11 protein-coding genes are annotated in these 16701 nt (G+C 42.9%); 8 read left to right on the forward strand and 3 right to left on the reverse strand.

All coding sequences use genetic code 11. From position 1 onward, the window contains the following. Positions 1-2: 2 nt before the first annotated feature. Entirely contained in the window at positions 3-1793 is a 1791-nt protein-coding gene (locus KXQ82_RS03475) for a polysaccharide lyase family 4 protein (RefSeq protein ID WP_219486745.1), read from the reverse strand. Between the two features lie 245 nt (positions 1794-2038). Between KXQ82_RS03475 and KXQ82_RS03480 the strand changes: the two genes are divergently transcribed. Genes KXQ82_RS03480 through KXQ82_RS03490 form a run of 3 tightly spaced genes read left to right on the forward strand, consistent with a single transcriptional unit; the run spans position 2039 to position 6604 of the window. Then, the gene (locus KXQ82_RS03480) at positions 2039-3850 is read left to right on the forward strand and encodes a phospholipase D-like domain-containing protein (protein WP_219486747.1); all 1812 of its coding nucleotides are present in this window, start codon (positions 2039-2041) and stop codon (positions 3848-3850) included. Positions 3851-3862: 12 nt separating this feature from the next. Beyond that, positions 3863-5665, forward strand: a complete 1803-nt coding sequence (locus KXQ82_RS03485) for a patatin-like phospholipase family protein (RefSeq protein ID WP_219486749.1) — start codon at positions 3863-3865, stop codon at positions 5663-5665. A gap of 45 nt (positions 5666-5710) precedes the next feature. Further along, a complete protein-coding gene (locus KXQ82_RS03490) occupies positions 5711-6604 on the forward strand; it encodes a hypothetical protein (protein ID WP_219486750.1) in 894 nt (297 codons plus the stop codon). 4 nt (positions 6605-6608) lie between these two features. Here KXQ82_RS03490 and KXQ82_RS03495 read toward each other — a convergent pair whose 3' ends face one another. Next, a complete protein-coding gene (locus tag KXQ82_RS03495) occupies positions 6609-7523 on the reverse strand; it encodes a hypothetical protein (RefSeq protein ID WP_219486751.1) in 915 nt (304 codons plus the stop codon). 172 nt (positions 7524-7695) lie between these two features. On the opposite strand from KXQ82_RS03495, the gene KXQ82_RS03500 reads away from it, so the two are divergent. From KXQ82_RS03500 to KXQ82_RS03515, 4 genes are all read left to right on the forward strand, one after another. Continuing rightward, positions 7696-8736 (forward strand): tetratricopeptide repeat protein, encoded by a 1041-nt coding sequence (locus KXQ82_RS03500; RefSeq protein ID WP_219486752.1) that lies wholly within the window; start codon positions 7696-7698, stop codon positions 8734-8736. A 94-nt stretch (positions 8737-8830) separates the two neighbouring features. Then, the gene (locus KXQ82_RS03505) at positions 8831-10402 is read left to right on the forward strand and encodes an ankyrin repeat domain-containing protein (protein WP_219486753.1); all 1572 of its coding nucleotides are present in this window, start codon (positions 8831-8833) and stop codon (positions 10400-10402) included. A gap of 2 nt (positions 10403-10404) precedes the next feature. Further along, positions 10405-10896 carry a DUF2271 domain-containing protein gene (locus KXQ82_RS03510; protein WP_219486754.1) on the forward strand — a complete coding sequence of 164 codons (492 nt, stop codon included), beginning with the start codon at positions 10405-10407 and terminating at the stop codon, positions 10894-10896. An 18-nt stretch (positions 10897-10914) separates the two neighbouring features. Beyond that, a complete protein-coding gene (locus tag KXQ82_RS03515; RefSeq protein ID WP_219486755.1) occupies positions 10915-13110 on the forward strand; it encodes a PepSY domain-containing protein in 2196 nt (731 codons plus the stop codon). A 9-nt stretch (positions 13111-13119) separates the two neighbouring features. Here the strand turns inward: KXQ82_RS03515 and KXQ82_RS03520 are convergent, their stop codons facing one another. Further along, the gene (locus tag KXQ82_RS03520; protein WP_219486756.1) at positions 13120-14112 is read right to left on the reverse strand and encodes an FAD:protein FMN transferase; all 993 of its coding nucleotides are present in this window, start codon (positions 14110-14112) and stop codon (positions 13120-13122) included. Between the two features lie 150 nt (positions 14113-14262). Between KXQ82_RS03520 and KXQ82_RS03525 the strand changes: the two genes are divergently transcribed. Continuing rightward, the gene (locus tag KXQ82_RS03525) at positions 14263-16677 is read left to right on the forward strand and encodes a TonB-dependent receptor (RefSeq protein WP_219486757.1); all 2415 of its coding nucleotides are present in this window, start codon (positions 14263-14265) and stop codon (positions 16675-16677) included. Positions 16678-16701: the final 24 nt, after the last annotated feature.

The following is a 16701-nucleotide window of genomic DNA, read 5'->3' on the forward strand; positions in this document are numbered from 1 at the left end:
TTTTATGGCATTTCCATACAAATATAATCATACATCACATTCGCATCGCGTGAACCGGCGTGCCCTTGTGATAGCGTGATGGTATTGCCCCCGGTGTGTAACTTAGATACAGGCACCTGTAACGTGTACACACTGTATTTGGCATGGTTGCCTTCGCGCACCAGCGCGTTTCCGCCATATACCTCGGGTGCCGCCATATAAACTCCTGTAGGTTGGCTTTCGCCATTTATATAAACACGCAACGATGAGTTGTGTATGCCTGCAATAGCAAATGTTAATGTGGCAAAACCTGCTTGAGGTACAGCTTTTAATTTGAAATTGATATTCCATGGCCAGGAAACAAAGGTACTGTCGGGGGTATAGTAGTTGCTGTGGGCGTAATTGAGTTTGTCTTTCCAGTCGCCTTTATCGGCATCATATACCAGTGGGTTAGGTAGTACACGGCTATAGGTTTCCCACATAAAAGGTTCAAAATATTTATCACCAAACTTAAATTCGGATGTTTTACGATCGGGTATGCCTATTTCCCATAACAGGTTGCCTTTATCACGGATAATATTACGAGTGAGCAGGCCGGCATTGGTTATTTTACCGGTATTTACTACAATGCCTTGCTGAGTATACTCATCAACCGCGCCGGTAACAAAGGCATGCAGGTCATATGTTCCGGGCCTCACATCAGGGATGGTAAAATTACCTTTAGCATCAGCCTTTATCCAATATTGGTACGTTCTGGAATCTTTTTCCCAATGTACTCCCGGCGATGATAAGCCCACCCAGGCATAAGCCCCTGTTAGTTTGGGCTTATAGGGATCGTGTACAGCAAACGTACCCGAAACTATCCCACGTTGTGCTTTGGCAGGATATTCAGCATTGTTTTTTATCCATGCATAGGGCCAGGCAGCTTTTTCAGTTTTTACCTGTTTTTTTGCATCGGCCCACATGGCATCCGCATTAGCGCCTGAGTTTACATAGAGTAGAAAAGGACCGTATATTTTGCTCCAGTCTTCGCCGGCTGCAACGGTGGTGCCGCTACCCGAGTAATGATCGCGGCCAAAATGTACAATGTTTATGGCTAAGCCCGCGTTCAGATCGGCCTGTGTAGGCCCGTCGTTAAAATAATCATATCCACCCAATACCATCCAGGCCCCAACTTTATCTTTTGTTGATGCATGGCCGAATGTGCCTACATCATGGTATTCAACGCTGTAGCTGTATTTACATTCATACTGATCTTTCATTACACCGGTGGTGAGCTTAACCGCTTCGGGGATACTCGTTTTTTTGGCTGCCTCCATATCAGCTTTTGAGGGGAGTATCCTGTTACGTATCGAATCGACCATGATATGATCAAATCTGTCCATATCCATTTTCCATACCATGCGCCACTCGCCAAAAGTTACATCGGGGTAAGTTTTTGGGTGGGTGAGCACAGCATAACTGTATACACCCGATTTTCCTTTTTGCATCACATAGTGAACATCAATATCAACAGCCTGCTGGCGGTAGGCTTTTTGCCATGTACTTTTAAATGAAACATCGATCAGGTCAGTGGTTTCGCTGGCTACCGTAACAACACAGTGTTTAAGGTGCATCATCGTAGCCTTGCCATCCATGCTGTAATAGCCATCAATCAGCATTTGAATACCTTTGTATTTATATGAAATGATATTGGCATCATATTTAGTGAGCGTTACCGAAACGACACCATTGTTTAATATGATACTATCGCGATAATCTTTCATCAGGCCGCTTGGGCCTGTATCCTGTATGCAACCTGCAAATGCGGGCATAATTGAACATATTAAGAAAAATAAGACAAGGCGGATACTATAAACAGCAAAGTTTTTGATGCACAGGTAATTCATTACAGTGGTTTAAATGGTTGATCAAATATATTATTAATAAGCACATTGACAGGTATTTGCTGGTAAGTTTTTAAAAGATAAAATACCGTGTTTATACGGGTATATTATTAAATATTAAATGTTTAGTTTTAGCTAACCTTATTGAACATTATTTTTAACCAGCCTAAACCATGAAAGTGTTTCAATCAAAAAACGGAGTATGCCTTACGGCTTACCAGGGCGATGCTATGACATTGCTTGGTTTTGATATCGATAAAAATAAAATAACCAACTTTAGCGGCTTTAGCATACGTGTTACACAGCCGGGCCGTAGCCCTTATTATTTATATAATAAGCTATGCTACCCTGCAACGGTAACTTATGCCGGTGTAACCGCCACGCCCAACCGTATCACAACAGAGTTTTCGCCTATACAAAAATTCAGGTGGGTGCACGTTCCCGCTACCGACCATGATATTAATGACCCTGTTTTTGGTGATTATACTTACGCTGTTACCCCTCGCTACCTGGTGAACAATGTTTTACAGCCTATAGATCCGAATAATACGGTTACAGTAACCATTGCGGTTTGTCCGTTCAGGTGTAATGATCTTGAAATTGGTTTTACCCGCAGTTATATCGCATCGCAGGCTTTTGTAAACAATTTTGGCAATGAAGTGAATTTAAGGCCAAAAACAGGACCGGATAAGAACAAGATCATTTTTGATACCAAACAAATTGCCGGTACGGCCAACAGAAAGGTAAATGGGGTGACAACGCCGTATCAATATACCTATGATGAACTGCACACCTGGTTAGGCTGGCAGGCACGCGCACGGGCGTTTGAGTTTTTGCAGGAAGCAGCAGATGACCCGAATATTAGCATGGATGTATTTGCGTTTGATTTGGATGAACCTGCAGCCTGCTCCATGTTGCTGGATTTTGCCGCACAGGGCCGCCTGCGGATGATACTGGATAACAGCTCAACCCATATTGGCAACATGAGCGACGGCACGCCACAATACGAAGACCAGTTTGAAACATTATTTAAGGCAAGAGCAACAGGTAATGCGAAAATAGTGCGAGGGCACTTTCAGGCGTTGGCGCACTCGAAGGTGTTTATTCAGAAAAAAAACGGGAAAGCCATTAAGGTATTATCCGGATCGACCAATTTTTCGACCAATGGCCTGTATGTAAATGCCAATAACGTTTTGATATTTAATAATGCCAACGTGGCCGCCTTGTATGAGAACTTTTTTGATGCTTCCCTCTTGGGGATGTCAACATTCAAAAATTCAGAATGGGCAACCAAGGGCTTTAGTTTTAACCGCACAGGCCAGCCTGATAATGTTGATGATGCCGGTGTGCCGGATATGATCATCCGCTGCTCGCCGCATACCAAGGCAGACGCCACTGCCGAGTTGCAGGGACTGGCCGACCAGGTGAAAAACGCAAAAGATAATATCCTGTTTGCTATTATGGAGGATGAATCGGGCAGCGCGCTGCTGGAGGAAATACTGAGGCAGGTAGAAAGCGATGAGAAGTTTACTTATGGCATTACAGATACTTCAAAAAAAGTATACCTGTATAAGCCGCATAGCACAAAGGGCATCCATGTGGTAGGGAAAGGCCTGGCACCCAAATTACCCCCGCCATTTAATAAGGAGCCGGGCATACCGGGTATCAGCATACATCATAAGTTTGTTGTGCTCGATTTTAATACCCCGGATGGCGTAGTTTTTTGTGGGAGCAGTAACCTGGCTTTAGGCCCGGAACAACATAATGGTGATAACCTGCTTGAGATACGCGATCAGCACGTGGTGACCGCTTTTGCCATTGAGGCCATCAGGCTGGTTGACCATTTCCAGTTCAGGGATAAGGATAATACGGCCACTAAAAGTGATGTGCCATTGGTATTACATACTGACGATCAATGGGTAGCCAAGTACTATGATGATACGGATATGCATTGCCGCGAGCGTACTTTATTAGCTAAGCACTAAAAATTAAAGCACATGTCAATACTCGATCTATCAACCCCGCCCGCACAGGCAGAAACCCCTGCCGATCTTTCGCGTAAGCAGGAAGCTGTAAAACCAGCTGGTTCTTTTGGCGATATGGCTTTGGCCTTGTCGGGAGGAGGTTTCAGGGCCGCGGCATTTAGCCTGGGCGCCATATCATACCTTAACCGTGCATGGCTAAGCAGTGCCGATGATCCATTGTTAAAGCATATTTCATTCACCACATCAACATCCGGAGGCTCATTAACAAACGCGGTTTACAGCACGGCTATTTTTAAGCCCGGCTTTGTATTTGATGAGTTTTATGAGGGCATGAAAACCTTTATGAATGGCGAAGACCTGCTTACCCGTGTGTTCGACATTTTAACAAATGCCAAAAAATGGAATGAAAAAGGTACTGAAACAATAAATGGCAAGATACAGAAAGTAGAAAAGAGCCATAACCTCATCAATGCTTTTGCGAAGGCTTATGATGAAATGCTTTTCAAAAACTCAGATACCGGCAAAAGCGAAACGCTGGATATCTTTTTTAACCGCCATGCTAACCCGCACCTAAAAACTGTTTGCTTTAACGCTACCGAATTAAATAACGGTATTGCTTTCCGTTTTCAAACCAATGGCTATCCCGATAGTATTTTTACCGTAGGCAACTATTACCTGCATTTTAACAATGCCGATGTAGCGCGCAAGTTAAAGATAAGTGATATAGCGGCAACATCATCCTGCTTTCCATCGGGTTTTGAGCCAATGATATACCCGCATGATTATATTCACCCGGGTTTGCAAAATGTGGATGATATGCTCAAGGCTATTGATTATAAAAACAACAACCCTTTAAAACTGAATACTGTTGTTAACAAACCATTTTGTATGATGGATGGGGGAGTAGTTGATAACCAGGGATTGGAAAGCATGATGATGGAAGATAACTTCCGCGCTAAGCATCCCGATAAAAAGCCATTCGACCTGATGATGGTTTGCGATGTGGGCAGCTATTTTATGGACAGGTTTGAACCTATAGCCGCTACATCAGGCACGGTACAGAACATTACTTTAAAAACAATTAGGAGGGTATTATCGGTAGGGCTTTTGGGCTTGGCTATCAGCATATATTTACTGTTTTGCTGTCCGCAGGCACGTACGATAGGCTTGCTATTGCTGATACCGATGGCGATGATAAGCGCGGTGTATTTGTTTACTAAATATTTAACAGCTAAAAAAATGGAAGGCTTAAACAGTACCCATTTTGGCCGTACCATTGCCCGGTACTTGGGATACTTTGGCAGCCTTAAATTTGGTCTGCTGCAGCAAATGATGATAGCCAGGTTTAAATCGATATTGATGCTTAACCTGAATATATTTTTAGCACAGGAGCGCAGGCAATCGTACAGTTCTTTTTACGGCATGCCGGTTTATAAGAACAGGGCGCTATCATGCTTTATTTACGAGTTTTCATGCCAGCATGACCAGGTTCGCAAAAACAACCTCGAGACAAAAGACGCTGAATGGTGGAAGCCTGCTGAAGCGCAATTAACGCCGAGTAAGCAATTGCAGGATATGGCCACCAAAGCAACATCAATGGCCACTACTTTATGGTTTGATGCCGGTCCGCAAACCATGCGCGACGCGGTGATAGCTTGTGGCCAATTTACCATGTGCTACAACCTGCTCAAACACATTTACCGCCTTGAACTGCTGGATGCATATTGGAAAACAGACAGTGAGCTACAGCAACTAAAGGCAAGGCTATTGGCCGATTGGGCCTTGTTTAATGCCAACCCCGGTTTTATGGTATAATATTAATGATCACTATATTTATAGGCAATACCTAACCATCACATCATGAAAAAGATTACGCTGCTTGCTGGCTTAACAATGCTTATTGTTTTTAATTGTTTGGCACAGGAAGACGGTGTACCCACGGGCTATAAACTAAAGCACTCCATGAGGCTGATAAAAGTTTACCAGGACAGGAATAACAAACCAGACCTGGCAGATTTTAACTTTTGGATAAACGATTATTGGTTTAAGATTGATAAAACCGAAGTGGTAGACAGGGTAGAGTACATTAGGATAACCATACCCACAACCATTAGTTTTAACAATACAACCAAAAAATTTGAACCCGAACCGCATTATGAAAACCCGTTACGGTGGCGCGAACATGGCTGGCCGGATGGCGTACCGATTGATTCGGATGATTTTAACTCGTGGTTATGGATAGCCAAAGCCGATTTTGATGAGTTTAAAGAAGATTACTTTGGTAAGGTACCTTTTCAATTTGTATTTTCCGGTATGGCTATTCCGTTTAAATACCGCCCTGCCGAAGGCACACATGCCAGCTCGATATTGAACGGGGATATCAATATCGGTACATTTTTAGGCATCAGGTTGCCTATATTTAATAATACGGGTGGTATCAATTTCGGTGGCTCGCTGGGAGTAAGCTCCCTGCCGATGAATGCGTCGAACAATCATGGTATTTTAGATAACAGCTCCGAATCAATATCGGGTTTTAACTATGGTGCCGCGGTTATTTTTGATTGGCAAAAGAAGTTCCAGATAGGATTGGTAATGGGATATGATCATGGCGTTGGCGATCTGTCACGCAGTTACATTTACCAGGATAAATCCTGGTTTGCCATATCGTTCAATTATAAATTCCTCGATTTTGATTCGGCGCCATCAAAACCTAAGCAACATAGCGAAAATGAGGTAAGCAAGGCGGGGCATTAGTGCCTTACCTCATCACCTTTACATTCTTAGCCATCACATATTTGGCCCAAAAATCAGTCGGGCTGAGCATTCCTGCTATATCGGACATGCCGCGTGGCATACCGCCGCCACCACCCGGAGGCATTCCTCCACCGCCAAAGCCGCCACCTCCTCCACCGGGGCCCATGCCACCACCTCCGCCACCCATAAACGAGGATGCGCCCGGAAAGATGGCATCGATCTGGATACCGTTCAGTTTAATGTTGTAAACAAACTCTTCGTTGCTCTTGCCGGACAGGTGCAGGTATTTTAAAGGCATAGCCATTTCTATCACCAGGTTACCTTTAGGGTCAAAATCGGCTGTGGCTTTAATACTGTATTCGTTGTATATCGAAATGGTGCTGTCGGGCACATCTTTAGTAAAACCTACCAGTTTAATTTGTTTGGCCGCGCTGATGGCTTTTTTACGCATACCGGCAATGGTTGCCGAGTCTAAACCTCCGCCTCCGGGCGAACTTTGTCCGCCCTGCCCACTTCGCATACGCTGCATGCCCTGCATGATCTGGCTACGCAGGTTGGCAACATCTACTACCGGGAAACCTATTATGTAAGCATTTTTATCTTTCTTTTTACCCGACGGGCTGATGGTAATATCAATACCACCTCCTAATATTTTATTGTTATTAGCCTGGTTGTCCGATTTTATAACGAAGTATAAGTTATTGTCATCATTGGCTATGGTATAATAAATATCTGTGGCCTTATTAAACGCCTGGAAATTATCGCCCCATTCAGTTAGTTTACCATCAACCTTAATGTTGAGAGGTGCCCACAGGCCATCTTCCTGCGCGGCGGGTAGTTTTTGAGCGGTTGCAGAAAAGCTTAATGTTGCAAACAGCATGCTAAAGCCTGCAACGATGGTTTTTGAGTATGTTTTCAAAATAGTTTTATTGATTATCAGGGATACTAATATAGGTAATATTACCTATAGATGCGATACGCCATATATTGTTACAAATGGTTTGGCCTGAATTTATTGTTTGCAGTCAATCGCATCGTTAATGTTACGATTTGGGTATCTGATTAATGAACCTAAATTGTAGTTTTAAGGCATGAAAATTTTGAATAAGCTGGTATGCACCCTGGTTGCCGGGTGCTTGTTAAGTTTACCTGTTATTGCGCAAAATACCGATGAGGCTACCGATATGGTAAAGCAGGGTATTGCCTTGCACAACCAGGGTAAGTATGCCGAAGCCATTGCAAAGTTTAATGAAGTATTAAAAACTGACCCTGCGCATGCTTATGCCAATTACGAAATGGGTTTTTCGCTCTACGTATCAAAAAAAGGAAAGGATGCCATACCTTATTTAGAGAAGGCTATAAAATCGCCCGGCGGCAATATCAGTGCAGGTGCTTATGCTTTGCTGGCCAGTATTTATGATGAAGCCAACGATACTAAAAAAGCGGTAGATATGTACCGCGAGGTGATCAGGATCAATCCTAATTATCCGCAGGTATATTATAATTTCGGGTTAACGTATTTTAGAAACGGGCAATACCAGGCTGCAGAATCATGCGCTATTGAGGCGATAACACAAAACCCTAAAAATGCAAGCAGCCAGCGTTTATACGCGCTGGTTAACTTTCATCAAAATAAAAGAATGAACGCGTTGCTGGGTTTATGCAGTTTTTTACTGTTAGAACCTACGGGGCCCCGGGCGGCAGAGGCTTACAGCAATATCCAGCACATTTTACAGGGCGGTGTACTTGCCGAGGATAAACGTGATACTACACTGGCGCTCTCTACAGAAGACGAAAAGGAGATGAAGGTATTTAACGTAGGGATACAGCTTACTACGAGTTCGGCAAAGGCAAAAAATCTTTCAGGGGCCGACCAGTTGGAATTTGAGTTTAAAAATATTATCGCTTTTGCCGCGGCGCAATCGGAAAAGAAAACAGATTTTACCAAAACTTTTTTCGATAAGTTTTTTGTGGATTACCTAAATAAACTTGCCCTGAGTAACAGTATGCCGGCTTTTGCACATTCTGTTGCCGCAATAAAGGATTCGAGGGAAGCAACATGGGTAAAGGCCAATCCCGATCAGGTTACAGCTCTGGCCGAGTGGATCAAAACCACTGACAGGCCGTTGTGAAGGCCCGATCCATTCAATGTTTAAATATTATTTTTATTTAGACTGATTCTTATTAGTTTTGTGCGCTTGATCACATACAAGAGTAGCAGACTATATGAAAAAAATCCTTATCATCATTTTTACCATCAGCACCTTTGTTGCGCAGGCGCAAAAGAATGTGCTTTTAGATCAATCATTCTGGCAAACGCAGCCCGATGTAGCGGCTATAAAAGCTGAGATAGAAAAAGGGAGCAATCCTTTGCAATCAAACGCGATGAGTATGGATGCCGTAGTGATGGCTATAAATGCCCAGGCGCCAAATGCATCAATTGAGTATTTGTTGAGCCTGCCTGGCAGCGATGTGAATAAGCTTACTCATGATGGCCGCACCTATTTGCATTGGGCCGCAACCCGTGGCAATGTTGAAATAACAGAATACCTGCTTAACAAAGGCGCTAAAATTAATATTGAAGATAGCCACGGCACAACACCTTTAACGTTTGCTGCCGGTAGCGGCCAGCAGAATACCAAAATATACGACCTGTTGGCAGCACATGGTGCTGACCTGAAAAAAGAGGTGAACGAGGATGGTGCCAATGTTTTATTGTTAGCTGTTGCTAATGATAAAGAGTTGGCATTAACAAATTATTTTGTATCAAAAGGGATCGACCTGAATAGTAAAGATGCGGCAGGCAATAATGTTTTTGGATATGCTGCAAAGTCAGGCAACGTTGATCTGTTAAAAACACTGTTACAAAAAGGCGTAAAACCTAATGCCAATGCCATGCTGATGGCGGCACAAGGCGGCGGCGGCCGCCGCGGTGGTGGCGGTGCAACGCTGGCCACCTATCAGTACCTTGAAAGTTTAGGTATCAAGCCAACCGCGACTGCTAAAAATGGTGAGAATGTATTGCATGCCCTTGTTCGTAAGCAAAACCAGAACGATATTATCCAATACTTTATTACTAAAGGGGTTGATGTTAACCAGGCTGATGAAGAAGGCAATACGGCATTTATGAATGCGGCATCTGCAAACCGTGATACGGCGGTGTTGGCCCTACTACTGCCAAATGTGAAAAATATTAACCAGGCTAATCTAAAAGGTGCAACGGCATTAACCCTGGCTGTGCGTAATTCGGCTGATGTGATGAATTACCTGATTGCTAAAGGTGCCAATGTAAATGTATTAGACAAAACCGGCAATAACCTTGCTTACTATGTTATTGAAGCTTACCGCCCGCAAGGGCAGGGCTTTGGTGCCCAGGGCGGTGGCGGCAGGCCACAAGGCGGGCAAGCTGCAGCAGGTCAGGCTGAGCGCCAGTTTAACGCGCCAAGGGCTGATGATTTTGATACCAAACTGCAGGTACTAAAGGATAAGGGGTTGAACATTATCGCCCCGCAAAAAAACGGAAATACCCTTTACCATTTAGCTGTAGCTAAAAATGATGTATCTTTACTTAAACGTCTTGAGCCATTTCATATTGATATTAACAGTAAAAATAATGAGGGTTTAACCGCGTTACATAAAGCAGCGCTTATTGCAAAGGACGATGTGATGTTGAAATACTTGCTATCAATAGGTGCTAAAAAAGATGCTGTGACTAATTTTAAGGAAACAGCTTTTGACCTGGCTGCCGAAAATGAATCACTGTCGAAAAACAATGTATCTGTTAATTTTCTTAAATAATTATGATATCTAAAATTTATACAATAGCTGCCTTGTTACTGGCGCTAACATTTGCCAAACCAGAAGTAGCGGTAGCCCAGGCCACTAACAAATACAAGTGCATGATACAGATGACCAGTTACATGGGCGAGGGCGCTTACATTGTTATTTCGCTGATAGATAGTAAAGGCGCTTATGATAAAACCCTGTACGTATTGGGTTCAAATAAAAAATGGTACAAAACGTTAAAAGAGTGGCACCAGTTTTATGCTAAAAACCCTTCTAACATCAGCGCTATTACCGGGGCTTCGGTTACCGGCGGCGACCGTAGTGTTAACGTAATAGAAATTGAAACCTCGAAAATAAACGCCGGATATAAAATTAGATTTGAAAGCGCCGTTGAAGATAAAGCTTATAATGTAAAAGACCTGGAGATACCGTTGACCACAGAAACGCTGGCCGCTAAGAATGATGGTACAGGCTATATCCGTTATGTACGCTTTAGTGCTAACTAAGCTTATCGCTATTAAAGTATGACCATTTCTGTTTGGAGATACAGCCACCTTGCATTGGCTGTATCTTCTTTTTTATTACTTACGCTGGCTGCTGTTACAGGCATTATACTTGCATTTCAACCTATAACCGAAAAAATACAGCCTTACAATGCCGATGGGTTTAACAAGTTAACGCTTGCCCAAACTTTGCCTGTACTGCGTAAAACCTATCCGGGCATTACGGAACTATCGGTTGATGCCAACAGGTTTGTACAGGTAAAGGGTACCGATGGACAAGGCAAAAAGCTGTTAGCTTATATCGACCCGCAAACAGGAAAAGTATTAGGCATACCCGGTAAAAAGAGCGAGTTTTTTGATTGGGTAACGGCACTGCACCGCTCATTATTTTTACACGAGGCCGGGCGCTTTTTTATAGGTATTACAGCTTTCCTTTTGTTGCTTATTACCGTTTCCGGGACAATGCTCATCATCCAGCGGCAGGGTAGTATAAAGCGTTTTTTTACCGTTATAGCACGAGACAATTTCTTCCAGTATTACCATGTGGTGCTGGGGCGTTGGTCATTGGTACCAATATTTATTATCGCGCTAAGCGGAACGTATTTATCAATGGCCCGTTTTGGCCTTGTTGGTAAAGCCCAAAAGCTACCGGTGATTAATATTGACAATATAAAATCAGCTCCCGAAAAGCCAGCCGCTGATTTTGCTGTATTTAGAGATACGAAGCTTTCAGAAATAGAATCGGTTGAGTTTCCTTTTTCTGAGTTCCCGGAAGATTACTATATCCTCAAACTTAAAACCGGCCAGATAGCTGTTAATCAATTTACCGGTGATATATTGAGCGAGGTTAAATACCCTGCCGCTGTAATGTTTACTAACCTGAGCCTTTCACTACATACCGGCCGGGCAAGCATAATATGGGCAATAATACTGGCAGTAGCATCGGGCAATATCCTGTTCTTTATTTATTCAGGCTTTTCCATTACTTTAAAAAGGAGGGCAAATCGTACTAAAAACAAGTATACCGCTGCTGATAGTAAATACATTATTTTGGTGGGATCGGAAAATGGCAGCACTTTCCGTTTTGCAAACAGCATTCATCAGCAATTAATTAAAGCAGGAGAGCAATCATTCTTAACCGAACTGAACAGCTATGCTATTTTCCCCAAAGCGGAACACCTTATTGTGCTTACCGCTACTTATGGCCTGGGTGATGCGCCAACTAATGCTGCAAAATTTGCTGCCTTACTAACTAAATACCAGCAAACGCAAAAAGTAAGCTATTCTGTGCTGGGCTTCGGGTCGTACGCCTATCCTGATTTTTGCAGGTTTGCATACGAGGTTAATCAATTGCTATCGCACCAGGACTGGGCATCGGCGCTTACGGATATTCATACAGTGAATGACAGATCGCCTGCCGAGTTTAGCCTCTGGGCCGAAGCCTGGTCGCAGCAGGCAGGTATTACCATTAATGGCATATTGCCTGAAACGCCGGGTGTAAAGCAGGAACTGGATACTTTTGTGGTAACCGGCGGTATTGCAGCTACGCGCAATGATGGAACATTCTCCATCAATTTAAAAGCTAAACGGAAGCTGCGTGCAACATCCGGGGATTTGCTGGCAATTTATCCGGCAAATGACCATCGTGAAAGGCTATATTCTATTGGCGTTATTGATAACGAAATAAGATTAAGTATCAGGCTGCATGCAGACGGGCTTGGTTCGGGGTTTTTGCACCGATTGAAAACAGGGGATAAGCTACGTGCACGTACAGCGATCAATGAGCATTTTCATTTCCCTACCGGGGCGCCTCAAGTGATCATGATATCTAACGGAACAGGTATAGCCCCGTTTTTAGGGATGATCAACCAAAACAGCGGAAAAGTGCCTTGCCATTTGTATTGCGGTTTCCGTGAACAGGCATCATACGGGATGTATCAAAACTTGCTTGAAGAAAGCAGGGAAGCAGGTAAACTTGATAAGCTGAGTATCGCCTTTTCGCGCGAGGGTAGCAGGCAATACGTTGGCGATCTGATAGCCAATGATGCGGATATTATAGCTGCCGTGCTCAAAAAAGGCGGCGTGTTGATGATATGTGGCTCACTCACCATGCAAAAAGATGTGATGAGGTTGCTGGAAACTATCTGTATAACAAAGACGGATAAGGGTTTGAGTTTTTACCAATCGCATAACCAGGTACGTACAGATTGTTATTAGCAAGATTGGTTACTTGTTGAGCTGATGCTTTTTAAAATGTAACTGTGGCGATGAAAAGATCTGGCCTTCATCAGTAATGATAATATAATGATAAGCCGGGAATTGCTTGATAAACTTAAGCGCGGCATCTTTTCCTAAAACCATCATAGAAGTACTGAAGCCGTTGGCGCGTTCGGCACTGGGACCAAAAATACTTACACTAATGAGGCCGGTTGCGGGGTAGCCCGTGGCCGGATTAATGATATGCGAATATCGTTTGCCGTTAAAAACAACAAATTTTTCATAGCTGCCTGAGGTAACCACGGCGCTTTGCTTTAAGGGTATGGCGGTAATAATGGTATCCTCTTTAAATGGGTTGGTGATACCAATGTTCCAGTAGCTGCCATCGGGCTGCCTCCCCCAGGTACTCATATCGCCCGATCCATTAACTATGCCGGCTTTAATACCTTTGGCTAACATTAACTTACGGCATTTGTCGGCAGCGTAGCCTTCGCCCAAAGCGCCGAAACCGATCTTCATACCCTTTAGCTTTAAAAATATGGTAGAGTGTACACTATCCAGTATGATGTTTTTATAGCCCACTTTTTCAACTGATCTTTTTATCCCTTCGGGTGTTGGCATGGCCGTCATGGAGCCATCAAACTTCCATATCCTGTCCATTGCCGCAAAGCTGATATCAAAAGCGCCATCGGTAAGCCGTGATAAATTGAGCGCCCGTTTAGTGAGGTCGAACACTTCTTTTTTTACCTTAACAGGTTTAATACCTGCATTACTGTTTACCTGGCCTATCTGTGTTTCGGGCTTCCAATCGGAGATGAGATTCTCTATGCGGCTAACTTCTGCAATAACGACGTCTATATTTTGTTCGGCCGTGAGTGAATCTTTTGCGACAATAGTTATTTGCCACCTGCTGCCCATTAGTTTAGTAGTTCTGTTGCGCAACACCTGCGCGTTTGCTATAAGTACAGGCGATAATAAAAGGAGTAAGAGTACTTTTTTCATGATTAAGATTGCACCCAAAGGTCGTAAAAAACACTTTTAGCAAAGAATATTGGCTAATCTATTTTTATTTAAAATTAATCTAAATAAGATTTGGAATTTTAAATCGGGGTATATACTTTTGCGCTGATTAGAATTAATCTAAATAAGAATATGAAACACCTATATCAACCTTTGACTTACATTATCACTGTTTTATTAGTTGTGCTGCAATTGCAGGCATTCGCGGAAAATGCGGGCGGCACAATTTCGGGAACGGTAACCACCAGCGATGGTAGCCCCGCTCAATTTGTAACCATATTTGTTAAAGAAGCTAATAGAGCGACCGTTACATCCGAAACCGGGTATTACCAGCTAAAAGGTATCAAAGCCGGAACTTATACCTTAAGAATAAGCTTTACAGGCTTACAAACCCAGGAAAAAACCATTACGGTTATAGCCGGTAAAAATCTCCAAACTGATTTCCAACTGGTAGAAAATGCCAATAAACTTGCCGAAGTACAGATAAAGGCCAATAGGTCTGCAAACCAAAAGGTTGTTAGTTTAGGTAAGGGTGGTATATCTGCTAAAGATATGCCCCAGGCGAGCCAGATAATAAGCAGTGAAGTAATTAACGACCAACAGGCCAACCGCCTTGCCGACGTAATAAAAAACGTGAATGGTGTAGCCATAGGCGAGAACCGTGGTTCGGTAAATGAATCGTTTTTTGCACGCGGTTACAGCCTTGGCACAAACAATGTACTCAAAAATGGTTCACGTTCGTCAACAGGCGGATCGCCGGAGGCCAGTACATTGGAATCTGTTGAGGTTTTAAAAGGTAGTGCGGCACTACTTTACGGTGGTGTTACAGGTGGCGCGGTAGTAAACCTGGTTACCAAAAAACCAAAGTTCAACTATGGTGGCGAAGTAAGCTTACGTGCAGGCAGCTACGGCTTTTATAAACCTATTGTTGATGTTTACGGCCCTATTTCAAAAAGCATCGCCTTTCGTGTAATTGCAACTAAAGAGAATGCCAACAGCTACCGTGATTATGTAAAAACAGATCGTTTTTATGTTAACCCTTCGCTATTGTTTAAAATAAGCCCAAAAACAGAATTAATAGTTCAGGGCGATTACCTGAAAAGTAATTACACACCCGATTTTGGTATCGGTACTGTAGCCAATAAAATTGTTGATATTGGCCGCAATGCCTTTGTAAATGCAACATGGGCCTATAATAATACCAACACAATTACAGCGCAGGCCAATCTTACTCATAAATTCAACGAAAACTGGAAATTGAACGCGTTAGTTGCATACCAAAATTATACCCGCGATTACTTTTCGGCAGAGCGCCCATTTGCTCCGTTGGCAGATGGTGTTGCAGCACGTAACCTTACCCGTTCAAAGTCAAAAGAATATACTAATAACCAACAAATCAATTTAACCGGTAGCGTGAATACCGGGGCGATTAAACATACACTTTTAGTTGGTCTTGATGCAGATCAATCGCAAACTACCAGTAATACTTTTTTAATTAATAACAGTTCGGCTACTTACAATTATGGTAACGTTACACTAACCGACCCGTCAACATATGTTACCCGTACCGATATACCCGATACAAGAATAATAAGCAATACATTTACACCTGTATATAGAATGGGTGGATTTGCTCAGGACCTGATCAGCGTGACTGAAAAATTTAAGGTACTGGCCGGTATAAGGTATACCTACCAAAAACAGCCTCAGGCCGGTTTATATAACGAAGATACCAAAGTAACTACATCCAGCGCCACTGTTGGTACAGATGCCAAGGCCTTTTCGCCAAAATTCGGCTTGATATACCAGCCAATAAAAAGTACCTCTCTTTACGTAAGCTACGCTAACAACTTTACCACAAATACAGGTACCGATGTTAACCTGGTACCTTTGGGTCCATCAATAATTGACCAATATGAGGCCGGTATCAAAAATGATTTTTGGGATGGTAAATTGTCATTGAATGTTACGGCCTATACAATAGCCAATAATCGTTTTGCACAAACCGCATTATATAAAGGAGATGGAACGCCCAATGCTGATGCCACCATTAAAGAATTTAGTGGCAGCACCAAAAGCGATGGTTTAGAAATAGATGTAACAGGTAAAATATCGAAAAACCTATACTTTTTAGGTGGTTACAGCTACAACTATTACCGCTATACCAAAACACTGGCTACAGGTATTACAGAAGGTGAGCGTATTGTAGGAAGTATTGGAAATACCGGTAACGGAACTTTATTTTATACTTTTTATAAAGGTAACTTAAAAGGTCTGAAATTAGGCGCATCGGCATATTATACCGGCGACAGAAACAGTGGCTATAATTCAGTTAAATCGGGCACTGCACGCGGGCCAATAATTCCTGTTGCTGCCTTCACCACATATGATCTTTCTGCAGGATATGCTTTCAAACAATGGTCATTGTTAGGGAAAGTATCTAACATTACCAACGAGATCAGTTATTTAGTTCACGAAAACTATAGTGTAAACCCTATCCCGCCGCGTATGGTTAGTGCTACATTAGCTTATAAGTTTGGTAAATAAACATTACCAAAATAACATTAAACA

It is taken from the genome of Mucilaginibacter rivuli, from assembly GCF_019391655.1.
Taxonomy (GTDB): Bacteria; Bacteroidota; Bacteroidia; order Sphingobacteriales; family Sphingobacteriaceae; genus Mucilaginibacter; species Mucilaginibacter rivuli.